Source organism: Pseudoalteromonas sp. PAB 2.2 (genome assembly GCF_001938575.1).
GTDB lineage: Bacteria > Pseudomonadota > Gammaproteobacteria > Enterobacterales > Alteromonadaceae > Pseudoalteromonas > Pseudoalteromonas lipolytica.
The window spans coordinates 215,963-241,338 of record NZ_LYPI01000007.1; the positions used below are offsets into that span (position 1 = coordinate 215,963).

Genomic DNA, 25,376 nt, shown 5'->3' on the forward strand with positions numbered 1-25,376 from the left:
TGTTATTTTTTTCCAATAACTACATTATCACTGGGAAGCATGTCGCGCCATAAATTTGTTAAATGAACAGCCAGCACCACACTCAGTTGTGAGTGGCTGGCTGTTGAGGGAGTATTAAACGTTTTTTATGAGCCGTGCTTGTCTATTGCTATGGGCGCTAAATAGGTAACAAAAAATATACCCTGTTAGAAACATAAATAAGCTGTATGTCGCACCGGGTATGGCCATCGTGGGATTATTTATGAGGGTGCTAGCAATTAAAATAGCAAGCGTACCATTTTGCAATCCAACTTCGATTGCAATACTCATTTGCTGTGGCTGCGATAATCCGGATATTTTGGCAAAGAACAGCCCTAGCATCAGTGTGGTTAGGTTTAAGGTAAGTGTAGCAAGGCCGCTGGTGGCAAAAAAACTAAACATTAGATCAGCATTTTTATGAATAATTGCCACGACAATAATGACTAAAAATACGCTCGAAAGTCGGCGAATTAATGGTTCAATTTTACTGCTAAGGTGGGGTTTAAGGTTGTTGAATAGCATACCAATAGTGACAGGCAATAAGGTAATAGCCAGCATTTGTATAATCGTTTTTACTATTGGTAACGTGAATTCATTCCCCGGCACACTAAATGATGACATAGCAAAGTGTACAATAAACGGCAAAGTAAAGGGGGATATAAAGGTTGCTAAAGTGGTTAAACTAATCGATAGGGCCAGGTCACCTTTAAATAGATAAGTATATAAATTAGATGTTACGCCGCCTGGACAACATGCGACTAAAATTAAGCCAATCGCAAGTTCAGAAGGAAGCTTTAAACCCATGGCAAGTAAAAAAGCCACCATAGGGAGTAATAACATTTGGCATGTTAGGCCTAAAATCAGTGCTTTGGGGCTTAAGAATAAAGCCCCAAAATCCTTCTTTTTGAGTCCTAAGCCCATACCAAACATAATGATAAACAGTGCTAATGGCAGCACTACTTTAGTCAAAATATCTATTTGCATGGTATGCCCTTATTGGTCGTAGCCTGGACTTTTAGAATCTAATAAGCGCAGCAGAGCAGGCCAAGCAATTGCACCGCCAAGTCCTTTAGTTGCGATTTCTGTTTGTCCTTTTATGCCATCAACAATGGCTTTAGGAACCCGTACTAAGTGTTCTGTATTTTGGGTCGTACGGGTTTGAACAGCGCAGGCCGCTTCAAATATATACATAAACAAAAAGGCGTCGGCAACGGTGCTGCCCACGGTTAACAAGCCGTGATTACGCAACATTAAAAAGTGATTGTTACCTAAATCATTGACCAAGCGACTTTGCTCCGCGGGATTAAGTGCTATTCCTTCATAATCGTGATAACTGAGACCTGAGTGAACAACCACAGCTTGCTGTGATATGGGCAGTAAGCCGTCTTTATTTGCAGACACTGCTGTGCCATTTAATGAGTGAGTGTGAATAACGCAATGAGCATCTTCACGTGCCATATGTATACAACTGTGAATATTAAAGCCCGCAGGGTTGACGGGGTATTCACTGTCGTGCAGCTTATTACATTGTTGATCAACTTTTATTAAGCTTGATGCTGTGATTTCGTGAAACATCATGCCATAGGGGTTTATTAAAAACTCGTTTTCAGTACCTGGTACGCGCATTGATATATGCGTAAAAATTAGGTCATCCCAACCATATAAAGCAACGAGGCGGTAGGCAGCTGCAAGTTCCACACGTGCATGCCATTCTTGTTCTGAGACTGAATGTTTCATGGTCATGATGATTTCCTAAAATGGCACTTTACGAACGATAATGTCTTTAAACATAACCCAGTCACCAATAAAGCTATAAAAAGGATGGGTAAAAGTGGCTGGGCGGTTTTTTTCAAAAAAGAAATGACCAATCCAAGCAAACCCATATCCAACAACAGGGCATAACAGCAACCAACTATAGTGCTGTTGGTATAAAGCAGCGAACAAAATAGCTAACACTAACCAGCTACCAACGAAGTGTAAGCGTCGGCAGACTTTATTTTTATGCTCTTGAAGATAATAGGGGTAAAACTCTTTGAAGCTTGTGAATTCACGTTTACTGGCTACAGTGCCCATAATACTTTCTCCGTTGTTAATTACAGGTTAACAATAGGCTTTTATTTTTTAAATTACTTGATAATATGGGTCATTGAATTGTTTTTTGAGGACAGTGTGTGCGTACTCTTTCAAGCTGGTGGTTACGGGCTATGGCTGAGTCTTTTAAATGGCAAGGCTTACCGATTAACGAGTTATTTGAAAACGCGAATATTCGACTCACTGATCTGAGCAGTCAAAGTGCTCGGTATCCGCAAGCTCATGTCAGTTTGCTTTGGAAGCAAGCGCAAGCCATGTTGCCAAACACACACTTAGGCGTATATGTTGGTAGCAATATGAACGTACGCGCTATCCCTGTTGTGGGAATGGCTATTATTCAATCAACACAGTTACTTAGTGCGTTTAGACTTATATTGCGTTATCAAAAGCTGATGGGAGATACTCATAATGTGTCGTTAATTGATCATGGTGATGAGTATGAGCTGCGCTTTAACTTTAGTGACGGCGAGCGTGATATGTCATTATTAAGTTACGAAGCCCCCATGGCTTTTTGTTTAAAAATAGCCCGTACAGTGAAGGGTAAAGACTGGTGTCCAACACGTATTTGTTTACAGCGTAAAGAGCCTAACGCTGAAATTGACGAACACTTTAATTGCCCGATTGAATACGCTGCGAAAACACATAGTTTGTTTTTTAGCGAGCAAGTACAAAGCCAGGTACTTTTATCGAGTAATATAAAGTTAGCATCACAAAGTACAGTAACTCAGATTTTGCGTATTCTGTTGGAAGAGCATTTAATTCAAGGTCAGTTTAGTTGTGCTGTGCTCGCTAAAGCATTGAATATGAGTGAAAAAACATTACAACGTCGGCTAGCTAAGGAAGGCACTAATTTTAGCAAAGAATTGGCGTTACTCAGAAAGCAAAAAAGTGTGTCTTTACTGACAGAAACGGATTTATCACTGACTGAAATAGCTTTTTTATGTGGTTATTCTGAGCTAAGTGCATTTCATCATGCTTTTAACCGCTGGTATGGTGTGTCGCCTAAAGTGTACCGAGAGCAAATGATAGCCCTTGCTTAATAAGAAAATAGGTTATTAGTTTACTGAAGATAATTTACGTAATAACAATTGTAAAAATATAAATAGTAATTGCTTAACAAAGGGTTATTGCCTAAAATCACCCCTAAGACGCAAGGATGATCTTAACTATTTAATTTACATATAAAGTCTGAGGTCTACTCACATGCGTAACTTGTCACTTCGCACCATTTTTATAAGCTTTGTTTTCTGTACTTTGCTTATTGTTACAACGATAAGTGCATTGATAAATACAAGCCAATTTTCAAAACTGTATTATCAGCAAACAGAAACCCAATTGTTACCTGATGCGGTGGGTAAAGTTGCAGCGCAAATTGATGCACAAATGCGCTACCCTATTTCAGTATCTCAGTCATTTGCCGAAAACTTGATGTTACATCAGTGGATGAGTGAGGGAGAAAAAAACTCAAATATCCATCATCGTGTTATGGATTATTTTGCTGATTTAAAAGTTAAAAGTGGCGCCTCTTCTGTCTTTTGGGTTAGTCGCAATACCTTAAGTTATTACACTCAGGCAGGTTTTTTTAAAGCTGTTTCGGCAAACGAACCACGCGATAACTGGTTTTTCGATTTCCTAAGCTCTAATGAACGTCAGGCACTTGCATTAGATGTTAGTGAAGAAGGAGGGCAACTTACACTTTATGTAAATACTTTAGTGCAAATTAATGGTGAAAAAGTGGGGGTTGCAGGCCTTGGGTATGACATTTCAGACATATCGAGCATTGTGACGTCACGCAAAATAGGTGAACATGGTTATTTATTTTTGATAGATGATAGTAACCGTGTTATTGCGCATGAGAATAATTCTTACATTGGTAAACAAGTATCAAATATTAATGAATTGAGTTCATTTAAAAATATTACGAATGCTAACAAAAATAGCTTTACACTTTCGCAAATTAAACTTGATGGCAATGATGTTTACGCCGGATTGATGCCCATTTCAGGCATGGGTCTAACGTTGGTTGCGATACAGCCAAAAGACGAAATTTCATCGGCTATAAATGCAGTGGTTATCATGTCAATCATTGTTAGTATTGTCCTTGCCGCAATTTTCCTCGTACTAACTCTGTACTTTGCTAATTGGTTGAGCGCAAAAATTCGTGGTGTGGGTGACGAACTGCTCGAAATGTCTGGTCAAGGTGGTGACTTACATAAGCGCCTAGACGACAGCGTTGATAATGAATTGGGACACCTTGCTAAAGGTTTTAATGCAATCATAGGAAAAGTGGCTGAGCTAGTTGATGAAATTAGCATAACGGAAGAAGCGATGCGTAAAGGGATTGATGAACTAGCCGTTTCAGCTGATAAAACGTTTGCAGCTACCGATGATCAAAAAGCGCAAACCGATCAAGTCGCAACGGCTATCACTGAAATGGGGCAAACTATCAATGAGGTCTCTGATATTGCTCATCGGACTGCAAGCGATACAGAAGAAGCGGTTAAAGAAACGGCTGAGACCACTCAAAGTATGGCAACCACAGCTAAGACCATGACAGAACTGAATAATATTTTAATGGATGTCGATAAAAGTATCGGTGAGTTCGCAGCTCAAGCAGCTGAAATTAACTCGGTAGTAGAAGTAATTAATGCAATTTCTGAGCAAACTAACTTGCTGGCATTGAATGCTGCTATTGAAGCTGCAAGAGCGGGAGAGCAGGGTAGAGGGTTTGCTGTCGTTGCAGATGAAGTTCGTTCACTTGCACAGCGCACACAAAACTCAACATCTGAAATTCGTGAGCAAGTGTCTCGATTGCAAAGCTCTTCGCTACAATCGCAAGAGGCGATAGCCCAAGGTACGTTGAGTAGTCAAAAAGTAACAGAGTTGACTCAGGTTGCGTTGTCATCTTTGCAAGCTATTCAACATAAATTTGAAATGATTAGTCAAGGCAACCATCAAGTTGCCGCAGCAACAGAAGAACAAGGCACAGTTGTTGAGCATATAAACCAATCTGCTCATGAAATTTCAGGGAGTGCAACTGAGATTCATAATAACGCTCAACAGCAACAACTAGGCACACAAAGTTTGTTATCGCGAGCTCAGCATCTAAAAGGTTTGGTTAGTCAGTTTAGAGTGTAATTTGTAAGGTAGTTGAGAATTTCAGCACAGTTTAAAGTGCGCTTATCTAATCAACTGAATTATACGATATAGAATATTAATCGAAGCGGGTTACTCTTAGCCCATTTCGATTCTATTTCGGCCATTTTGCTTGGCTTTGTACAATGCTTTATCGGTTATATCGAGCACGGAATCTGCTGTTGTCTGTTTATTGGGTGTGCATGTATAAATGCCAAAACTCATGGTTAACAAAGGATCTATGTTCGAGCTTGGGTGTGCAATAGCGGCCTTCTTTATTGCTTTTTGCAGTTTTTGGCAAAATGTCAGGGCATGCTGGCTATTGGTTGCAGATAAAACGATGGCAAATTCTTCACCCCCGTACCGTGCGGCTAAATCACCTTCACGTTGGCACTGTTTTGCTAAAATACTTGCAACGTCTTTTAATGCTAAATCACCTTGTTGATGACCAAGTGAGTCGTTATAAAGCTTAAACGCATCAATATCACAAAGGATCAAACTCAGTGGTAAATCGCTTCGAGCACAACGATTGAGCTCTTGCTGGAGTACAAGGTCGAGCTGTCGGCGGTTTGCGATGTTTGTTAAGCTATCAATGTGAGCTTGTTGATGCAGCTCTTTATTCGCGGCAATCAGCAATTGCTGAGTGTGCTCAAGTTTATGTTTGTATTGCCAGCTTTTTAACGCGTTGGCGATCATGTCGCCCACTAATTTGATCCGCAATAAGTCTGTTTGCGACCACTGGCGTGCTTGTTTTACGCAATCACAGCCTATAAAGCCAAACAGTGTTTGCTCACTTACTAAGCCAATACATAATACTGATTGAATGCCTTCATTGGTAAACTCGGCTTTTTCGGCCGCAGCTTCATCGGGCAGCTCAGCGGTATTAGATGCATTAAATACATGACGAGTTTGCATTTGCTGAAAAAAGTAAGGCAGGGAGTCGCGTGGAATATTTTGTAAGTGCTCCTTAAAAGGAACAATGTCCGTATTTACCCACTCGTAAGTGTTACTCATTGATAAGCCATCATCACTAAACTCAAATATATAGGTGCGATCAGCTTGGCAATTTAAGCCAATGGTTTTTAGCGCTTTTCCTATTTGCTTATCCATACTTTCGTTTTGAATATCGATAAGTTCTGTGGAAATTTGTGAAATTAGCTCATCAAAGTCTTGCCTTTGATCGTGGCTTTTAAATGTCCGAGGTTCACAAATAGTAATAAATAAAGACTGACTGAGTGAGGCAAATTTGAAATCAAGTAACTTAAGCGTATTGTTTTTACTGTTTGCCAGCGTAATACTCAGTGGTTTGCTTTTTTGTGCGCAAGGTAAAAAATCATCGTAGGATAACAGACGGCTCGAGTGTGTATCGCTTAGGCTTAAGTGATCGACATTTAAATCGTGTAAATTAGCGTATTCTTCAACTGAGAATAACGATTGTGCAAGTGAATTAAAATAAAAGCGATTCTGCTCTTCATTAAACATGATTATTGCAAGCGGCAGAGCCGATAACGTTTGCCATGTTTGCTCACTTGAACCCATCGTACACTTTACCCTATATAAACGAACAGCATAAGTTTACATATTTTAACAAATAATTGATATAAAATTTTCCTTTGAGGTCCTCTGAAAGCCATAAATTAGTTTAATAGGTAGGATGAATTAAGTTTTTAGTGCGTTTAAAGGCGTCACGTATTACAATTGAGACTGTATATCATTACTTTTTATCCAGCGAATAGGTTACTCTCTTCTTCATGACAGATATTACAACACACCAAGCATCAAGACGCCGTTTATTGATCGCGCTAGCCATAACCTGCTCGTTTATGGTTATTCAGATCATTGGCGCCTATTATTCAAATTCGCTTGCTGTTCTTGCTGATGCTGGGCATCTGTTTGTTCATAACAGTTCATTATTTATAGCTTTGATAGCTTCAAGCATGGCAATTTATTTTGCAAAAAACTTTAATGATGGCTATCAACGAGCTGAACTAACAGGTGGGTTGATCAATGGTATTTTATATTTAAGTATCAGTTTGGTGATTCTATACGAAGGTGGAGAGCGATACTTTCATCACAGTGATGGCCATGAGTTACACATCAATAGTTACCTAATGTCTGTAATATCGGCGATAGGCTTTCTGTTTCATGGTGCAGCAGCATGGGTACTGTATAAAGGCCGAAAAGCCAGTATTAATGTGTATGCAGTATTTTTGCATTCATTTTTTGATTTGATTTCAACCGTTTCTACGTTCTTTGCGGGTATTCTGATTTATTTAACAGGGTGGGCAGAGGTCGACATTATTTCGAGCATGTTGATTGCCATGTTTGTATTATTCACGGGTGTCAAAGTTATTATTCGGTGTTTAAAAGGTCTATTTGAAAACAGCGGAAAGCTCCCAGACGTAAATGAAATAGAGCAAAGTATTGCGTCAGTTGAACATGTTGAAAATGTTCATAATGTGACCGTGGTTCGCCAAGACAAAGAGTTAGTTGTAGGGGCTCACGTGGTTTTAAAGCAACATTGCACTGTTGAAAAGCATGATGAAGCTTGCCGCTTAAAGGTCGAAAAGCTATTACTGTCTCGTTTTAAAGTCGCAAAAAGCGTGCTACAAATTGAAAGCCATGAATGCCACCATGATATACCATTCCGCAAAAATACTTAATCATTTTGAGTGATTAAACCAGTCGCTACCTGCGTTAAAAATTTCTGATTTAGAACAACTAAATAACTAAATTTTTGCCTTGTTATCAACGCGGTTTTATTGCCTCAAAATAGATCACTAAATTAAGCGGAATGGTATTAATTAAGGTGGCTTACCTGTCTGTATAATACGAATTCGCAATGATACATAATCATTTTAGAGATTTAAGCTGTCGCTAGCTGCGTTAACATTTCTGATTTACGACTGCATGGATGCAGGGCAATGCAGGAGCAATTGCCGAGAGCCACTAAATAACGAAAATGTGCCTTGTTATCAACGCGGTTTTTTCAGCTCTAAAGAGCCCACTTAATCAAGCAAATTGGGTATTACAGTTTGTTTAGGCGCTCGACAATACTTTGAATAGTCTGCTGTGCAATCAGTTCATCGGCTAACATGGGTTTAGCAAAATAATAACCTTGCAGGTCATTACAGCCCATATTTCTTAAAAAGTTTATTTGGTCGAGAGTCTCCACCCCTTCAGCAATACAATATAAACCAAGGTTTGATGAGAGTGCATGAATAGTACGAATGATTGATTCGTTGCTTTTATCTAAGCCAATGTTGCGTACGAAGCTCTGATCTATCTTAATCACATCAATAGGGAACTGGCTTAAGTAAGTCAGTGATGAGTAACCCGTACCAAAATCATCTAAAAGAAGTTTAAACCCTGCATTTTTTAGCATTTTTAATTGTTTTGATGCTTTTTCTTTATCTTCGAGTAGCGTGCTTTCTGTTATTTCAAGTCGTAACTGAACAGGTTTAATTAAATGATTGCTCAGAATCATGAGTAATCGCTCAGTTAAGTTAGACTTTAAAATGTGCATTGGCGATAAGTTCAACGACAAGTAAAAGTGCGGGTTTGCGCGAAGTAGTGGCAATAACTCAGTCAGAGCGCGATCGAGCGCTTGTTCAGTTAATAATTCTATTAAACCAATTTCTTCTGCAATGGGAATAAATTCAGCAGGCGAAACAAATCCTTGCTCGTTTCTCCATCGCATTAATAATTCAGCCCCATGTATTTCTTTCGTTTTCGCATTAACGATAGGCTGATAATTATTAAATAGCTCATCATCTTTAAAGGCATCTTTTAATGCGTTTTCGAGCAACAGTTTTTTTGTCAGCTGATTATTCATTTGCTCGGTAAAGTACTTAAAGTTATTTCTGCCAGATTGTTTCGCATGCATCATTGCTATATCAGAATTACGAATTAAGTCGTCTGCCGTTTTGGCATCAAATGGGTAGAGTGCAACCCCGATACTGGCTGAAATATTAATAGAAAAGTCATCGATAATTACTTTGCTCGCGAGCTCTTCGGTTAGCTTTTTAACCAGTTCACTCAGACTTTGAGGAGAATGCAGATCTTTGACCAACACTAAGAATTCGTCACCACTTTGGCGGCCAATAACAGCGTTTTCAGGCAAAATTAAGCTTACGCGTTGAGTAATATTACACAGTAATTGGTCACCCACAGCGTGACCAAATGAATCATTAACCGGTTTAAACTTATCAAGGTCAATAAACAACAGTGCTGCTAACTTGTTACGTTTTTTAGAGCTGTTTATACAACTATTAATTTTAGAGTGCATTAATGTGCGATTAGGAAGCCCTGTTAAAGGATCGTAATTTGCTAAGTAGCGAAGTTCATCTTCAGCTCGTTTTTGCTCTGTTAAATCTGAAATAACAATAACATAATAGTTAATGCTTTGGCTGTCTTTGGCCACCGCAGTGACACTGATGTGGACTGGATGAGCAGGGCTTTTTAGTGTGCGAATATAGGCTTCTGTTTTCCAGTTTTGTTTAGGTTTAAGTGTTTTTAGTACATTTAAGTATTCGAGATAATGAGATTTGCCAATCGCACCGATAAAGTCTTTAACTGTTAAGTCAGTAATATTTTTAGGTGTTGAAAAGGCTTCGCTAAAGCTCGTATTTGCTGAAAACGGTTTAAGTTGGCTATCTAAAATAAGTAACCAATCGTTAATTTGACTAAAGGCCTCACCTAGCACAGCTGCTTGTTGAGCATTGGCTCTTTGCTCTGTGATATTGGTGTAAATACCTGAAATTTTTAACGGCTTATTATCATCATCTGTTTCAACAACACGGCCAACATCTTGGTACCAAAGCCACTCTCCATTTTTGTGCTTTAATCGGTATGTTACATTCCATTGTTCATTATTTAATTGTTTAGAAAATGATTCCCATTGGCTGATAACTAATCGGCGGTCAAGAGGGTGAATAAGTTGTATGAAATCTGCAATGGGCAGACTGTCTTTAAATTCACTGTAGCCAAGCTCCACTGCACAGCGGCTATTAAAAAAGGTTTGCTCGGCCAAGTTAGCCTCCCATACGCCACTTTTATTACTGCTTAAAGCTAATTCAGTTTGTTGTTGAGACTTTAATACTTCATCGTGCGCTTTACGAATCGCTTTTTGACGGGCTTGATATTGCCAGAAAATAAAAAACAAAATGGCCAGTGTTATCATCGTATAACAGGTATAAGCAAGGGGGGATGACCACGTTGCATAGGCAACTTTAAAGCGTAATTGCCTACTTTCAGAAATAATATTATTAAGGTCAGACGCTGAAGAAACAGATAACGTATAATCGCCAGGAGGTAATTTTGTGAAAAACACTTTGTTTGTTGTTAGTCTGTCGTAATGAAGTGATGTAGGGCCTTCAAGCGTAACTTTGTACACCGTTTTGTCTTTATTTATAGTGTCAAAGTTAGAAAAATTGACCTCTAATCCCATATCATCAGCGGTCAATTGTAGCGGATCATCGACGTATTTATAGGGATGATAATTTAATTCTCGAGAAAGCAAAGACACATTAGTAATTTCTGTTTTTACATTACCAGGCTCTACAGGTGACGATAAGAAATCTTCAGGAGACACAAGCAGTACACCGCGCGTAGATCCAAAAGCCAACTGGCCATTATGTAATGTTGCATCAGCATCGTAATTAAATTCATTAACGGCAAGGCCATCACGAATAAAGTAGCGGTCGAGTTCTAACGAACTTAAGTCTAAACGGTATAAGCCATTTTGAGAGCTCATCCATAAAAAGCCAAAGCGATCAATTTGCAAGCCAAAAATTGATTTAGCTTTTAAACCTGATTGCGTATTTATGCGGTATTTTACTTCATAGTTTTCGGCATCAAGACCTATCAGCCCTTCATCTGAAGAAGCTAGCCACAGTGTGTTGTTGTAATCAATAATCCAATCAGTGGTAACAAAGAAGGCCGATGGGTTATAGTTTTCGACTTGGTATAGTAATGTCAGCTTTTGTGTTTCTTCGTTATAGCGATAAAGCTTGCCCGACATACTCAATAAGTACTCATTAGGGTGGGTTGGCAATGGCTTTAGAAAACCATTTGCATTAATAATTTCAACTTGTTCTTTTAGGCCTTCTATAACGCGTAGTTCACCCGTTTTACCATCGTATCTATAAAAATCATTATCGTTAATAAATGCGAACTGATCGGGTCCAATCACGTGAAACCCCCAACTTGTATAAGTTGTTAAAATACGTACTGTTTCTTCATCACCTTTTAATGGAACCAGCTTGCCTGTGAGCTTATCGAAAAGGACTAACCCCATGTATCTCATAACCCACAAATAACGTTTTGTATCTTCGATTTCTGCTTCTGCAACGCCAAAAATACCATATTCACCGTGGAATGCTTTTTCGTCGGCACTTGTTAAATATGCTTGAGCTCGTTTGGTTAGTTGGTTGTATTTCATTAGACCATTATCGGTCCCGATCCAAATGGTGTGGTCTTTATCTTGTACAACAGACCATACATTATTGTTAAAGTTATTGGTGTCGTTTTTTAACTCTATATGCTTAAACCGTCTCGCTAGGGTGGACCATGTGAATACCCCTTGTGAGCGAGATGCTAGCCAGAGTAACCCTGTTTTATCAACCATCATGTCAGGGATGGTGTTGTCGGTCATGTTGAATTTACTTTGATCGAAGCGAAGAATATATTCAACTGACAAAGTTTGACGGTTGAATTCATATAACCCTTTTTCTGTAACTATATACTCACCAAAAGAGCTTGCCGAGTAGTCCCAAATATTTAGCTCAGGAATTAATAACTTAACGCTACCAAATGCGAACAAACGGTTGTTATCAAAGGGGATGGCATACATGCCCTCAACAGTGCCAACAAGTAACCCTAGTTGGGGATCTACATGCAATAATTTTACGTTTTTGTTGTCATCCGTGACTTTTTGTTTTTCTGTTAATGGAATATTTGAAATATGGTCATCGGCTAAGTTTTTAGAAAACAAGCCATTAGATGTACCCATATACAAAAAGTTATCATGTATGATGAGGGCTCGTACAATATGCTCTTCTTTGTTTATAGAAAACTCATGTAAGAACTTTTTTGATTGCTTGTGGTAAGAGTAAACATGCTGAGCAATAGCAAAATAAAAATAACTATCGTCTTCTGTTAAAGCGAGTATAGGTGAGAAAAACGCGTCTTCTGGGTCGAGCTTTCCAGCGTAAATTTTTTCTACCTTGAGTGTTTTAGGATCGATAAAAAAAGCGCCCGAAAACTCGGTACTTACAAATATTCTTCCGTCGCGAGTTTTGGCTAACGTATTTATCTGGCGCTGATCGAGAATATGTTCTCCCGCAAACGCCGCCATTTGGTAGCCATCATAACGGTTTAAGCCTTGGTAAGTACCAATCCAAATAAAGCCTAAATCATCTTGAATTACTTTCGTTACACTGCCTTGTGTGAGTCCTTCATCTGTTGAAATACGTTGCATTTGCAGTGCATAGTTTTGTGCATACGCGTTAGGAATAAGCGCTAAAAAAAGATAAATGAAAACAAAATGGAAATGTTTAGGCACTGACTGATTAACCCTAAATTATTATTTGCGCAAAACTTTTAACAAAATATAGCACAATTATGGATGTAATTGAGGCCCCTGAAAAGATAATTTAGTAAATAGTCGCACGCGAAACATAAAATGAGTGTATGTGCTATAAATACCTTAGTTAAAGTACGTTAAGGAATGAAATGCGCCATTCGTTTATTTGCCAAAAAAAGCAGGCCATTCTATTAGTTATTGATGAACAAGCAGGGCTTGCTCCTGTCATTACTGACTTTGCCGTTGTTGTTGAAAATACATCAAAGTTATTAAAGACAGCGTCATTATTGGATATACCATTTATATTTACTGAACAAAATCCAAGCAAACTAGGGAGAACGAGTCCTGAGTTAAAGTCCTTTATCCGTAGCACGAATATGTATGAAAAAATGCATTTTAGTGCCTGTGTAGAGCCTGGGTTTATTCATATGCTCGCTGAGTATCAAAGACCGCAAATTGTTGTGACTGGGACTGAATCACATGTCTGTGTGTTACAAACAAGTCTTGATTTAATCGCGGCCGGTTATCAGGTGTTTGTTGTTGAAGATGCAATAGCATCGCGTAATAAACAGCATAAAGCATTAGCCATTAAACAATTGAGTGCAGTGGGTGCAATTGTTACCTGTGCTGAAAGCGTGTTATTTCAATGGTTAGAAAAAGCGGGAACAACGCAGTTTAGAACTGTTTTACAGTTAATTAAGTGAACTATGTTGCAGGTTTCTTCGTAAGACGGAGTCTGCGTTTTATTTAGTGAATTAGTTTAATTTTTAAGGCTTTAGTTATGACCAGTGTTAGTCGCCTTTTTACCTATTTGTTCATCCTATTATTTTTAGAGTCATTAATTTTAGGGGTTGTGTTTTCTACTTTGCTATCTGGTGTGCTCACTGGCCTTATCTTGCTTTCACTGCCTTTATGGATGTTACACAAACACCCCGACAGCGCATTAACAGCGCACATAGTGGCTGCGGGTTGTATGATGTTTTCATTTTTACATATTCAACAAAGCTTTGGTCTCATAGAAGTTCATTTTGAAATTTTTATATTGATGGCTGTTCTTATCATGTTTGTTGAGTGGCGCGTGTTTATAACCGCTTTAGCGTTTGTAGCTGTTCATCATTTGAGCTTTTATTATTTGCAAATAAATGATGCGGGCGTTTATGTATTCGACCCAGACAGGCTGTTTTTTAGCACCGTACTTATCCACGCAGCCTACGCTATTGTTGAAGCAATTGTAGCGGGTTACATAGCCAAAACGTTACAACGAGAACGCAGCGCTGGCTTATCGTTAAGTAACACAACCGAACAAATCATGGCGAACGAAAATAGCATTAACATCGGCTTAAGAGCGGATGAAAGGCACAGTGAAGCTGTGGCAGGTTTTAATAGACTCTTAGGGTTTTTTTCGCGTGTTGTTGGCGATGTTAAAAGCCAAAGTAGTGTATTAAAAGATCAATCTAATCAACTTGTAAAAGTACATGATGAGTTGCATGAGCTTGCAACAAAGCGTGAGCGACTCTCTTTAGATATTGCTGAGTCTGGCGAGCGAGTAGCAGAGGGGTTTTCACAGGTTGAACATGAAAGTACAGAACTGCAAACACAGTTTAAACACTTACATTTAAGTGCAAAAGAAGCGTTAAATGAAGTTGCTAATACCGACAGTAAAACTGCTGAGCTCGCAAATAATTTGCACCAAGCCGATAAAAATATTTCTCAATTAGTCAGTGCTTGTAGCCATATATCTGACTTATTAAATGAGATTTCATCAATAGCAGAGCAGACAAATTTACTGGCACTTAATGCCGCAATTGAAGCTGCGCGGGCAGGTGAACAAGGAAGAGGCTTTGCCGTTGTTGCAGATGAAGTCAGAAATCTTGCCACACGGAGTAAAAATACCACAGATAAAATAACTCAAACTCTAGAAAGCCTGTTGCAAAACAGTGCCTCTTCTACGGATTCAATGCAAGGCAGTGTTGCACTTATAGAACAATTGACCGCAATTAGTTCGCAAATGAAACAACAGATTAGTGTTATGACAGAGCAAGTAAGCTTAGCTGCTACGAGCTCAGAATCAGTTGCTCATGTAGTACAAAGCCAAGCGGCAAACACGCGTGCAATTGCACAAAACTCTCAAACATTGATTGAAAACCAAGCCAATGACAATGAAATGATTGAAAAATTAACTGAGCGCGTACAGTTAATTGACGTGAGTATCGATGTATTGGAGCAAGGTATTGCCAAATTTAAATAATGCCAAGTTAGGGGTTGTAATTGCAGCGATAGGGTGGGTATTCGCGGTGGTATTCGCTTTGTACCTTGCTTATCAGCAACAAACACAGGTTTTTGATCCTGATAACAAAATGGCTCAAACTGATTGGTTGCAATCTTTTCACGCTACGATGGGTATAAAATCAAAGGGTATCGAGTTAACCCATGCCGATACACTCTATATTGTTGATGAGAACAGCTGTGTATGTTCAACCCGTTCACAGCCTCATATTCAGAGCTTGTCAGAATATGCTCTAAATAATGGCATTCATGTTGTTAATTTAACGCCTACCCCAGCCCTTGCCAGACTCTTACCAGCACAACCTGCAGCTATCCTAGTATCAAAAGAGCAACAGCTTGTTTACGCCGGCCCATTATCAAAAGGTTTAGCATGCTCAAGCCAAAACGGCTTTGTGGAGCTAGTAATTGCAAACTTACGCGCAGGATTTAATAGTCGTTTTATTAACTCTGATGCCAAAGGCTGTTATTGCCAGATTAGTTGAGATAATCCGATAGTGAGTAATGCTTAGACAGTATTGAGCTAATTTATATGCAGGCACGATACTATGATCCAGTTATCGGGCGTTTTTATTCGAATGATCCTGTTGGATTCCGTGATGTGCATAGCTTTAATCGGTATGCTTATGCGAATAACAACCCTTATAAGTATACAGTTCCTGATGGCCAAGCAGCAGAAAGCTACTTAAATAGACCCGGCGGTGTATCCGTTGGTCAGCACAGAGCTGTGATGAGTAAAGCTGGTAGTATGGCAGTTTCTCGGCATTCAGGGGTAATGCTTTCTAAGGTTGCTGTCGAAATTGCTAGTGTTTTGAATGAATCGGCTAATTCACCAGATATTAATCCTGCTGATGTAGCAGGTAAGACACCAGATGAAATTGAAGGAGTTGCGAAAGAGCATGGTTTAGAGGCTAAAGGGCCAGATCCAAAAAATGGTAAAGGTGCTTATGTTGACCCATTAACAGGAAAACAAAGAATATTGATACATCCAAACGCAGACTGTGGTTCACACTGCCATGTTAACGATGCAGATGGGAATAGACTGGATATAGACGGGAATGTTGTCCCTCCAGAGTCACCTTCCACTAGATGATAAGAAAGTAGGTAGAGATTGATGCATGATTGGACATTTTTAGATATTAAATACTGTTGGTTAGAAAAAAAGTGTGTTCTTAGGTTTAAAAATCGGAATTCAGAGATAGAAGAAGTTTGTGGAAATGGTGTTACGCTTTTAAATATACCACATCAGGAAGAGTGGGGACCAAGTGTGAGTGTAAATGAAATAACCCTCTCAACAATTAATAATAAAGTTAATAAGCTTAGAGTAGAAATGCAATCTGGAGATATTATTACTATTCAAGCTATAAATTTTAGTGGGATTAAGAATAATTAATTACGTGGACAGTCACTCAAACTTGAAACCTTGAGTGGCTTTTCTAAGCTTTTAGTTCTTCAAAATCATTTCAAATTCTCAGCTCAAGGAGTGAACAATGCGGTTAGCAAGGAAGTAGCAAATCAGCTTGTCAGAAATGCGATTTTTTGACAATTTATTTTAAGTCCAATGCCTCACAACTCGCGGGGCTTTATTTTTTCTGGCTGTGGTGGCTTGGGATTTTGTTTTCAATGATCAGTGTTTCAATGAAAAAATCCGTTTGATGCCAAATTCAATTGGGTGATTTGCTCAGGACTGAAGCCGTGCCGAAGGAGTTGGAGGTCAATTATTTGCACTTGAGATTTTTGGCCTTCGCCAATAACTTGATAGAGATTGCCACTCACTGTAATGATTAACCTTTTATTAGGGAAAATCTTTTCAATCTTTGACAAATTACTTAACTCTTTAATTTATATTAAATTAATTATAAAGATGTACTTTAATTTGATGATTTAGGTTAATGGTTCAAAGTGATTGGAATGAGTTGGTCCAGTAACAGTGGATTCTTGACCTTCTCTAATTAGAATCCTTTCACAAAAAAGCTGTAATCTCCAATTATAGCTGGTAGGTTTGGAGGTCACGTTTCGTTTGATAATGAAAATAATTGGAGTGGTCTTGGCATTAAAATGGGGTGAGGTATTAATATGGGAGTTACTGTGGAGTTACCTCTTTTGGGTGTAGCTTATCAAGAGAGTAATGGTTGGATGTTTATCGGTGAGATGAAATGATAGATTATTTACTTAGTATTCTTATGATACTTTCATCGATTTTATTTTTAATTTTAATGGTTTTGTTTATTTTAGCTCCAAAATACGCAAAGAAAGAGCTTTTCACTAGTTATTACAGTGGAACAGGTGCTATTTATCATGGTTTTAAGCTGTTCAGAGTTAAATACTATCAGGAAGATAAAGTTTGGGCTTGTAAAGCCATTAAATACTCATCTTTAGCAGTCGTAGTAATATTTTTACTTATGGTTTTTTTAATTAAATTAAATTGAATTTTTATCAGCAAAGCTATAAGACAGGTTTTGATTATGCTTCGCGAATAATGATTAGCAATTCGGTCATTAGACAAGCCCAAATAACAAAATTGCCCAATTTGGGCTGAAGGGCGCTTTGGTTCTATAAGATTTGTTAGGTTAAACAGTAGTTGGTTATCCTTACAACTTTGAATCTAAAGCCTCGCACTCATGGATGAAGTGACCCCCAATAGTTGAACTATCCAATTACTGGGGTCTTTTTATGTTTAGATCTAGTACAGAATTAAAATTTTAGTATTTAACAAAATTTGGGCTCGATTGAACCCACCTTAACCATCTTGCACCTCTGGCCTATGCTGAGTGGCAAAGCATTAAATCTGGAGGAGTTCCATAAGATTCTGCACTTAGCGGTAGTGACTCTTCTCTGATTAGAATCCTTTCTCTAAATTCCTTAGCACTTTCTAAAAGAAAGGCCAAGCTATGCTTGGCCTTAATAGTAAGGAATGTAAAGGTAAAGCCTTATTGAATTTGACCTCTTAACTCACCGCTTGAGTTTGCGGGAGTATGCACATTTACATAGTGTCCACCCATGGCGAGTACTGAGAAAATATCAGCATTTATCATCGTGCCAGTGCTGGTCATCCAACGGTTCATATCGTTTTCATCTTGCTCTAGGGCAACAAGAACAGGGCCATTTTCACCTGCAACCCCTGTATGGATATGCGCGGCTGAGGCATCGCTCACACCGGAGGTTAAAACCTGCAGTTCTACGCTGTAATCAGTGGTGTTTATTAATGCATAGCCATCACCAAATGCGTCAGTCGTGACCGCTGGGACTTCTTGGGCTCCACTTAATGGGAAGGTAACAAATACATAGTTATCCGTTAAAATTTGACCACGTAGTTCACCGCTTGGGTGTGCTGGGGTATGAATATTAACGTAATGGCCGCCCGACGCGAGAATTGCGAATATATCTGCATTAATCATGGTGTTTTCAGGTGTTTCCCACAGGTTAACGTTATCTGCAGATTGCGCCAGTGCTGCAAGCACCTCACCATTCATGCCAATACGGCCTGTATGAATATGGGCTGCTGTGGCATCGCTCACGCCTTGGGTGAGTGCTCTTAATTCAAGGTGATAGTTATCCATATTGACAAGAGCATAACCGCTGCCCGATGCTGTAGTATCAACAGCGGGCACTTCTTGCATACCGCTTAAAGGAAAGGTCACAAGTTGGTAATTATCGGTTAGGATTTGTCCTCTAATTTCGCCACTTGCATTTGCTGGTGTATGAACATTGACATAGTGACCACCAGACGCAAGCACTGCGAATATATCTGCGTTAATCTGGGTGTTTTCAGGTGTCATCCATTTACTTGAATCGGTTGGTGATTGTTCAAGTGCAACAAGTACTTCGCCGTTTGTTCCAATTCGGCCTGTGTGAATGTGAGCACCAGTCGCGTCATCAACACCGGTCGTGTTAACACGCAGCTCTAGATTATAATCATTCATGTTGACGAGTGCATACGCTTCGCCGCTGGCATCGCTGTCAACCGCTGGTACTTCTTGAGCACCATTTAATTTAAAGCTGGTAAATGCATAGTTACTAGTAAGAATTTGACCACGCAATTCGCCACCTGTGTTTGTTGGTGTGTGAACATTCACATAATGGCCGCCTGATGCTAGTACGGTAAAAATATCAGCGTTGATCATGGTGTTGCTGGGTGTCATCCATACATTTGGATCATCCATTGATTGTTCTAACGCGACTAACACATCGCCATTTTCACCAATTCGACCGGTGTGAATGTGCGCCGCGCTTGCGTCATCTAAACCAGAAGTTATCACCGTGAGTTCCACACTGTAGTCAGTTGTGTCGACGAGGGCATAGCCATCACCTTCTGCTGTGGTGGTCACCATTGGGACTTCTTGAGAGCCGCTTAAATCAAAGGTAGCAACAGCGTAGTTATCTGTTAGTATTTGACCACGAATTTCACCGCCTGCAAATTCAGGTGTGTGTACATTGACATAATGCCCACCATCAAGCAGGACTGCTAACGTGTCACTGTCGATAGTGGTATCTTCTGGTACAACCCAATCAGTCATCACTTCATCGTCTTGTTCTAATGTGACAAACACATCACCATTAGAGCCTAACTTACCAGTGTGAATGTGAGCTGCTGTGGCGTCGTCTACACCCATGGTGACTGCTCGCAAGCGTAACTCTGTGCTCGCACTGTCGTACGAGGCGTATCCGTATCCCATGGCATCAGTGTCATTCATAGGTACTTGTTGGCTGCCGTTTAAGGCGAAAGTAATGATACTTGTTGTATCAGGAACGATTTGGGCGCGTAACTCGCCATTTGCAAATTCTTCGGTGTGAACATTGATATACCAATCACCATCCATTAAATCGGCTATTAAAGCTTCGTCAAGATCAGTAATAGCAACCTCGTACATGCCCTCACTTGTGGATTCAAAAGTGAATGCAACGTCGCCATTAGCACCTAAATCACCGTCATGAATATGAGCAGCACTAAACCCTTCGACTGCACTCGCATCAAGAGTTGCGCGGAACTGCATTAAGCTTTCATCTAGCTCTACGGTTGCTGTTGCTGTCTGCATAGAGGTATTCATAGGAACTTCTTGTTTACCGCTCAGCGTCACGGAATACGTTTTACTGGGGCTAAATTCCTGAACAGGAGGGGGAGTGATAATTTCTACGTTGTTGTCGTCGTTATCATCGCTGCATGCGCTGATGAACAATATACTGCTTAATAAGAGTAAATATCTCATCGTTGTTCCTTATATATTTTTTTATGTTCGGACGTTACGACGTGTCCATTTCAATTAGGAATACGGCGAGTAAATATAGAAGGATCAAAATAGTACAATAAAGTAAAAATAATAATGCTTTTTACTTAATTTTCATCAATGTCACACACTCACTTTATGAACGAGATGCTGGCTTATCTCGGCGGATATAAAATTGTTTGCGTTAATGAACATATTGCTGGCATTGGATGATGAGCGGTACATAAATAATCATCGCCACAACGAACAAAAAAGATAAAAATTTTCACTGTTCAAAGTTGCAGCTAACCTAGTAAAACATAAAGGGAAAATGGCAGCTGCATTTATTTCAATGTGGCTATGGCTAAAATTACAGCAAATATTGCTCATAATACTATTGCGAACTATTACCGTTTAGATTAATATGCATTTATTAAATGTAATTGAGAGTGGTTTGCATTCATGTATATTTGTTTATGCCATGGTGTAACGGATAAAAAAATCGAACAAACGATTGATAACGGCGCAATGACAATGCGTGAGCTATCAAAAGAGTTGCAGGTAGGTAGCCAGTGCGGCAAGTGCTGTGGTTGCTGTAAAAAAATCCTTAATCGTAAACTTATCGAAATCGCTGACATTACAGAGCAAGTCGCTTAATGTACTTGCTCTTCATTTAATTACTTCTTTTCTTTGCCCCTTACCCCTTGATTCCAGTTTTTATTTGCTTTTAAGCCTTTCATTTATTACGTTATATCTAAGTGTTATGTGTGTATCGTACGTGTTATTTGTTCGGTTTGGCGGATAAACCCGATGCGTGCAGCGTTAAAAGTTGCTGCTTGTAGCTGTACGGGAATATGCAATTGCACAATCAGACTAAATAACGAAACGTGTGCTTTGTTACAAACAAGGCTTTTTTGTCTCAAAACACATCATGTAATGTAGCGAACTGGTATCACCTGGTCATCATTGGTAGGGAACCATGATAATAAACTCTTTTAAAGCAACTTTTTGTGCAGTACTTATCTTTACTATAACGGGCTGTGCGCAGCTGCCTTCAAGGGAATCTATTCAACCAAGTTACGCTATTTCTGCTGATACACCGAGTACAATAGGAGAGGCTGTGGGTAGTAATCATCCTGGTTTGTCAGGGTTTTATCCTTTGGTAGATGGTGTCGATGCCTTCGTCGCAAGGCTTGCACTGATTGATTCTGCAGAGCACACCATTGATGTGCAGTATTATTTATACCATAGACAACAAACCACCATTTTATTTACCGCGTTTTTGCTGAAAGCGGCAGAGAGAGGTGTAAGGGTTCGCTTACTGCTTGATGACTTATCGCAAGCCGACAGTGAGCTTGATTTAGTAGCACTGGCTGTTCATCCTAATGTTGAGGTTAGGCTGTTTAACCCGTTCCCAAATCGACGGTTTAGGGCTCTTGGATTTATAACTAACTACAGCCAACTTTCTAGACGCATGCATAACAAGAGCTTTATCGTCGATAACCGTATTTTTATTACGGGGGGGCGTAATATTGGTAATGCTTACTTTTCAGCAGAAGATCATTCTGAATTTATCGATTTAGATGTCATGAGCGTGGGTGATATTGTGCCAGAAGCCTCAGATGCATTTGATTTATATTGGAATCACACACTTTCATACCCTGTTCAAGATTTACATGGTGAGCGTGATGAACAATCACTTATCGAGATAACCAAGACACTAGAAAATTATGTAGCAGACAATCAGCAAAGCAATTATGTTGAACAATTACGTGAAAGTGCCTTTGTAAATCGTTTGCTTAACGATGAAATAGAGTTTGACTGGCAGGAGTCGACCTTATTTTACGATCACCCAGATAAAGTAATGAATGATGTCGATGAAAAGTCGGCAAATATGTCGCCTTCATTGTTTAAAAAGATGGGAGAGCCAAAGCGCAAGGCTATTATTGTATCGCCGTATTTTATTCCTCGCGAGCAAGGTACGCAGTTATTAACCAGCTGGGTTAAAAAGGGCGTTGATGTTACTGTGCTGACTAATTCGCTGGCTGCTACGGATGTGTCTGCTGTGCATGCGGGCTATAAAAAATACCGTGCTGACTTAGTGCGTGGCGGTGTTAAATTGTGGGAACTAAAACCAAGTGACCTAGTGGCAATTAAACGAAAAGCAGGCCGAAAGGTTACCGGATCATCACAGGCAAGTCTGCACGCAAAAACGATGACATTTGATGATGAAAAAATCTTCGTTGGTACCATGAATCTTGACCCGCGATCACTTGATTTAAATACCGAAATGGGCGTACTAATAGACAGTGAAAAGTTGAGCGGCTTTTTAGCCCACTGGGTTGATAAAAAGATGCCTGAGTATGCGTGGAAAGTTGAGTTAAAAAGCCCAGATGATGACGAACTAATTTGGCTTGATACCATAAGTAATCAGCAATTTGATGAAGAGCCACAAACCTCGTCTTGGCGGCGTTTTCAAGTATGGTTTATCTCTTTATTTCCTATCGAAGACGAGCTTTAACGTTATTTATTCCTAAGCCCAACTTTTTAGTTGGGCTTTTTATTTTAATCCTTTAGGTTTAACTATTTTGCTATAAAAAATCGAAATTGAGCGTACACGTGTAAGTTCAATATATTCAAGTGCTTAGCGTGCAAGGAAAAAATAAATATAAAAAAATGTTAAAAAAACTGGTTGGACCAATTGATCTATTGTGCAATTTATGACGTAATGTAGGTATTACTGTCTGGTCGGATGAGTTTATTATGAGCTTACGTACAAAATTAAAAAAAGTATTACCTAGTATTTCAATTACAGAACAAGAAGCGTTAGATGCAGGTGATGTTTGGTTAGAAGGTTCAATCTACCAAGGTAAACCTGACTTCGATGCACTTCGTGATGTACCCGCTGCAAAGCTGAGCGCCGAAGAGCAAGCGTTTTTAGATGGCCCTGTTAAAGAATTATTATCGATGATTGATGATTCTGAAATCCAAAATGGCGTTCATCTTCCTGATTACATTCTTGATTTCTTGAAAAAAGAGCGTTTTTTCTCGCTTATTATTCCTAAGTCATTTGGTGGTTTAGAGTTCAGCCCTTATGCAAACTCAACAATTGTTGGCACGATTGCAACGAAGAGTTCTGCGGTCGCGGTTACGGTTATGGTGCCTAATTCATTAGGCCCAGGTGAGCTATTACTGCACTTTGGTACTAAAGAGCAACAAGATCATTACTTACCTCGCCTTGCGAATGGTCGTGATATTCCATGCTTTGCGTTAACGAGCCCTGAAGCGGGTTCTGATGCCGGTGGCATTCCAGATATTGGTGTTGTTAAACGTGGTCAATTTAATGGTGAAGAAGTTTTAGGCTTAGAGATCACATGGGACAAACGTTACATTACGCTTGCACCCATTGCGACTGTATTAGGCTTAGCGTTTAAAGTTGTTGACCCTGATGGTTTACTAGGTGGCAAAGAAAACCTAGGTATTACCTGTGCGCTTATTCCTAAAGATCACCCAGGTGTTGAACTTGGTAATCGTCATGACCCAATGGGCATCCGTTTTTATAACGGGACTACTCGTGGCGAAAAAGTATTCGTGCCAATGGATTTCATCATTGGTGGTCAAAAGAATATTGGTCGTGGTTGGCAGATGCTGGTGAGCTGTTTAGGTGCTGGCCGTGGTATTTCGCTTCCAGCGCTAGGTGTTAGCTCGTCACAAGTGGCATTTAAAGGGGCTTCTGAATACGCTGCTGTTCGTGAACAGTTTGGTTTAGCGATTGGTCAATTTGAAGGTATCCAAGAGAAACTAGCTGATATTGCAGGTAAAACATACCTACAAGAAGCTATGCGCGTACTAACAACTGAAGGTTTAGGCATGGGCTTAAAACCATCGGTTGTGACTGCAATTGCAAAGTACCACATGACTGAAATTGGCCGTGATGTGCTCGATTCAGCAATGGATATTCAAGCAGGTAAAGCGATTCAAAATGGTCCGCAAAATACATTAGCTAGTGGCTATGTTGCTCAACCGATTGCTATTACGGTTGAAGGTGCGAACATTCTTACCCGTAACCTAATGATTTTTGGACAAGGTGTAATGCGTTGTCACCCATATCTGCAATCTATGGTTGAGTCTATTCATAGTGAAGACAAAAACGCAGATAAAGAATTTAACCGTATTTTACGTAAAACAGTGGGCTACAGTGTCGCGAACAGCTTACGTGCATTCCGCTTAGGTGTATTACCATTTACAGCAGGTGCTAAGTCGTCGTTACCAGAAGTTCGTGATTACGAAAAAGCGGCACAAAAGCTGTCGGCTAAGTTAGCTGTTTATGCTGATTTCTCGTTACTTGTGTTAGGTGGCAAGCTTAAACAAGCAGAAATGCTATCTGCACGCTTAGGTGATGTAATGAGTTTCTTATACGCTGCCATGGCATCAATTAAGTACTACGAGCAAAAAGTAGCAAGCAGTGAACGCGAGCAAGCTGCGCCGTATTTCCACTATGCAACACGCTTTGCACTGCAAAGTGCTGAAGAAGCACTGCACAAGTTCTTAGATAACTTCCCTGCAAGTGGTACGCGTAAGTTCATGCGTTTCATCACCATGAATTATTCGATGAAAATGCCGAAAATTAGCGATGATCTAATTCGTGAGCTAGCAACACAAGCACAAATGGATACTGCGTTTAAGGCACAAATCACGCACTTAGTAACGCCAATTGAAGGTGATGGTCATTACATCAACGAGCAGGCTTACAAAGCGAAAATGGCATGTCTTGAACTACTTGCAAAAGTGAAGAAAGCATTGCGTGCTAAAACAATCAAACCGGGCGTTCGTTTTGCAGAAACACTTGATAACGCACTTGTTGCTAACGTGATTAATGAGCAAGAATATGCGCAATTAATCGATTACAACAAGAAACGCGAAAAAGCTATTCGCGTTGACGAGTTCGATTTTGATATGAACTTGCTAGACGATAATGCAAAGCCAGTTAACCCACTTAAAAGTGTGGTAAACGAGTAAGTCATTCAACAATGCAAGTCCTCAGCAGTTTTAGGACTTTA

General features: G+C 39.6%; 18 protein-coding genes. 12 read left to right on the forward strand and 6 right to left on the reverse strand.

The annotated features are described in order from the left end of the window. Nucleotides 1–114: 114 nt before the first annotated feature. From BWD47_RS01380 to BWD47_RS01390, 3 genes are read right to left on the reverse strand one after another with little or no spacing between them, the layout of a single operon-like run. Nucleotides 115–1,002, reverse strand: coding sequence for a bile acid:sodium symporter family protein (locus tag BWD47_RS01380; RefSeq protein ID WP_074988739.1), 888 nt, complete (start codon nucleotides 1,000–1,002; stop codon nucleotides 115–117). A 9-nt stretch (nucleotides 1,003–1,011) separates the two neighbouring features. After that, nucleotides 1,012–1,767 (reverse strand): class II aldolase/adducin family protein, encoded by a 756-nt coding sequence (locus BWD47_RS01385; RefSeq protein WP_256213570.1) that lies wholly within the window; start codon nucleotides 1,765–1,767, stop codon nucleotides 1,012–1,014. A 3-nt stretch (nucleotides 1,768–1,770) separates the two neighbouring features. After that, nucleotides 1,771–2,091 (reverse strand): DUF962 domain-containing protein, encoded by a 321-nt coding sequence (locus BWD47_RS01390; protein WP_036972220.1) that lies wholly within the window; start codon nucleotides 2,089–2,091, stop codon nucleotides 1,771–1,773. Between the two features lie 98 nt (nucleotides 2,092–2,189). Between BWD47_RS01390 and BWD47_RS01395 the strand changes: the two genes are divergently transcribed. Then, complete coding sequence (locus tag BWD47_RS01395) at nucleotides 2,190–3,149, forward strand: AraC family transcriptional regulator (RefSeq protein WP_143474465.1); 960 nt, start codon at nucleotides 2,190–2,192, stop codon at nucleotides 3,147–3,149. A gap of 163 nt (nucleotides 3,150–3,312) precedes the next feature. Further along, on the forward strand, nucleotides 3,313–5,247 hold the full coding sequence (locus BWD47_RS01400; RefSeq protein WP_074988742.1) for a methyl-accepting chemotaxis protein: 1,935 nt from the start codon (nucleotides 3,313–3,315) through the stop codon (nucleotides 5,245–5,247). Nucleotides 5,248–5,343: 96 nt separating this feature from the next. Here the strand turns inward: BWD47_RS01400 and BWD47_RS01405 are convergent, their stop codons facing one another. After that, entirely contained in the window at nucleotides 5,344–6,783 is a 1,440-nt protein-coding gene (locus tag BWD47_RS01405) for a diguanylate cyclase domain-containing protein (protein WP_036972214.1), read from the reverse strand. Nucleotides 6,784–6,995: 212 nt separating this feature from the next. Between BWD47_RS01405 and BWD47_RS01410 the strand changes: the two genes are divergently transcribed. Continuing rightward, entirely contained in the window at nucleotides 6,996–7,907 is a 912-nt protein-coding gene (locus BWD47_RS01410; RefSeq protein WP_075593215.1) for a cation diffusion facilitator family transporter, read from the forward strand. 365 nt (nucleotides 7,908–8,272) lie between these two features. On the opposite strand, the gene BWD47_RS01415 is transcribed toward BWD47_RS01410, so the two are convergent. Then, nucleotides 8,273–12,808 carry an EAL domain-containing protein gene (locus BWD47_RS01415; RefSeq protein ID WP_305954733.1) on the reverse strand — a complete coding sequence of 1,512 codons (4,536 nt, stop codon included), beginning with the start codon at nucleotides 12,806–12,808 and terminating at the stop codon, nucleotides 8,273–8,275. A gap of 170 nt (nucleotides 12,809–12,978) precedes the next feature. On the opposite strand from BWD47_RS01415, the gene BWD47_RS01420 reads away from it, so the two are divergent. The 6 genes from BWD47_RS01420 (at nucleotide 12,979) to BWD47_RS01450 (ending at nucleotide 17,541) form a co-directional block, all read left to right on the forward strand. Continuing rightward, complete coding sequence (locus BWD47_RS01420; RefSeq protein WP_036972211.1) at nucleotides 12,979–13,533, forward strand: isochorismatase family protein; 555 nt, start codon at nucleotides 12,979–12,981, stop codon at nucleotides 13,531–13,533. Between the two features lie 77 nt (nucleotides 13,534–13,610). Continuing rightward, nucleotides 13,611–15,077, forward strand: a complete 1,467-nt coding sequence (locus BWD47_RS01425; RefSeq protein ID WP_074988743.1) for a methyl-accepting chemotaxis protein — start codon at nucleotides 13,611–13,613, stop codon at nucleotides 15,075–15,077. Beyond that, a complete protein-coding gene (locus tag BWD47_RS01430) occupies nucleotides 15,061–15,597 on the forward strand; it encodes a DUF6436 domain-containing protein (protein ID WP_075593216.1) in 537 nt (178 codons plus the stop codon). Before BWD47_RS01425 ends, BWD47_RS01430 begins: the two co-directional genes overlap by 17 nt. Nucleotides 15,598–15,644: 47 nt before the next feature. After that, a complete protein-coding gene (locus BWD47_RS20240; RefSeq protein WP_065978994.1) occupies nucleotides 15,645–16,205 on the forward strand; it encodes an RHS repeat-associated core domain-containing protein in 561 nt (186 codons plus the stop codon). A gap of 21 nt (nucleotides 16,206–16,226) precedes the next feature. Beyond that, nucleotides 16,227–16,505, forward strand: a complete 279-nt coding sequence (locus tag BWD47_RS01440) for a hypothetical protein (protein ID WP_075593217.1) — start codon at nucleotides 16,227–16,229, stop codon at nucleotides 16,503–16,505. Between the two features lie 763 nt (nucleotides 16,506–17,268). Next, nucleotides 17,269–17,541: a hypothetical protein gene (locus tag BWD47_RS01450; RefSeq protein ID WP_065978995.1), complete on the forward strand. Its 273-nt coding sequence runs from the start codon at nucleotides 17,269–17,271 to the stop codon at nucleotides 17,539–17,541. 501 nt (nucleotides 17,542–18,042) lie between these two features. On the opposite strand, the gene BWD47_RS01460 is transcribed toward BWD47_RS01450, so the two are convergent. Then, complete coding sequence (locus BWD47_RS01460; RefSeq protein WP_083633606.1) at nucleotides 18,043–20,319, reverse strand: CHRD domain-containing protein; 2,277 nt, start codon at nucleotides 20,317–20,319, stop codon at nucleotides 18,043–18,045. A gap of 459 nt (nucleotides 20,320–20,778) precedes the next feature. Between BWD47_RS01460 and BWD47_RS01465 the strand changes: the two genes are divergently transcribed. The 3 genes from BWD47_RS01465 to BWD47_RS01475 all read left to right on the forward strand — a co-directional run bounded on the left by BWD47_RS01465 (nucleotide 20,779) and on the right by BWD47_RS01475 (nucleotide 25,335). Continuing rightward, nucleotides 20,779–20,973, forward strand: a complete 195-nt coding sequence (locus BWD47_RS01465; protein ID WP_036972167.1) for a (2Fe-2S)-binding protein — start codon at nucleotides 20,779–20,781, stop codon at nucleotides 20,971–20,973. A gap of 322 nt (nucleotides 20,974–21,295) precedes the next feature. Next, nucleotides 21,296–22,837 (forward strand): phospholipase D family protein, encoded by a 1,542-nt coding sequence (locus BWD47_RS01470; RefSeq protein ID WP_083633607.1) that lies wholly within the window; start codon nucleotides 21,296–21,298, stop codon nucleotides 22,835–22,837. Between the two features lie 242 nt (nucleotides 22,838–23,079). After that, the gene (locus BWD47_RS01475) at nucleotides 23,080–25,335 is read left to right on the forward strand and encodes an acyl-CoA dehydrogenase (RefSeq protein ID WP_036972165.1); all 2,256 of its coding nucleotides are present in this window, start codon (nucleotides 23,080–23,082) and stop codon (nucleotides 25,333–25,335) included. Nucleotides 25,336–25,376: the final 41 nt, after the last annotated feature.

Excerpts from the sequence above, each read along its gene's own strand:
- BWD47_RS01465 (WP_036972167.1), top strand. The coding sequence starts at position 20,779 with ATGTATATTTGTTTATGCCATGGTGTAACGGATAAAAAAATCGAACAA.
- BWD47_RS01405 (WP_036972214.1), bottom strand. The coding sequence starts at position 6,783 with ATGGGTTCAAGTGAGCAAACATGGCAAACGTTATCGGCTCTGCCGCTT.
- BWD47_RS01440 (WP_075593217.1), top strand. The coding sequence starts at position 16,227 with ATGCATGATTGGACATTTTTAGATATTAAATACTGTTGGTTAGAAAAA.
- BWD47_RS01475 (WP_036972165.1), top strand. The coding sequence starts at position 23,080 with ATGAGCTTACGTACAAAATTAAAAAAAGTATTACCTAGTATTTCAATT.
- BWD47_RS01425 (WP_074988743.1), top strand. The coding sequence starts at position 13,611 with ATGACCAGTGTTAGTCGCCTTTTTACCTATTTGTTCATCCTATTATTT.
- BWD47_RS01470 (WP_083633607.1), top strand. The coding sequence starts at position 21,296 with ATGATAATAAACTCTTTTAAAGCAACTTTTTGTGCAGTACTTATCTTT.
- BWD47_RS01450 (WP_065978995.1), top strand. The coding sequence starts at position 17,269 with ATGATAGATTATTTACTTAGTATTCTTATGATACTTTCATCGATTTTA.
- BWD47_RS01460 (WP_083633606.1), bottom strand. The coding sequence starts at position 20,319 with ATGAGATATTTACTCTTATTAAGCAGTATATTGTTCATCAGCGCATGC.
- BWD47_RS20240 (WP_065978994.1), top strand. The coding sequence starts at position 15,645 with ATGCAGGCACGATACTATGATCCAGTTATCGGGCGTTTTTATTCGAAT.
- BWD47_RS01400 (WP_074988742.1), top strand. The coding sequence starts at position 3,313 with ATGCGTAACTTGTCACTTCGCACCATTTTTATAAGCTTTGTTTTCTGT.
- BWD47_RS01420 (WP_036972211.1), top strand. The coding sequence starts at position 12,979 with ATGCGCCATTCGTTTATTTGCCAAAAAAAGCAGGCCATTCTATTAGTT.
- BWD47_RS01390 (WP_036972220.1), bottom strand. The coding sequence starts at position 2,091 with ATGGGCACTGTAGCCAGTAAACGTGAATTCACAAGCTTCAAAGAGTTT.
- BWD47_RS01380 (WP_074988739.1), bottom strand. The coding sequence starts at position 1,002 with ATGCAAATAGATATTTTGACTAAAGTAGTGCTGCCATTAGCACTGTTT.
- BWD47_RS01410 (WP_075593215.1), top strand. The coding sequence starts at position 6,996 with ATGACAGATATTACAACACACCAAGCATCAAGACGCCGTTTATTGATC.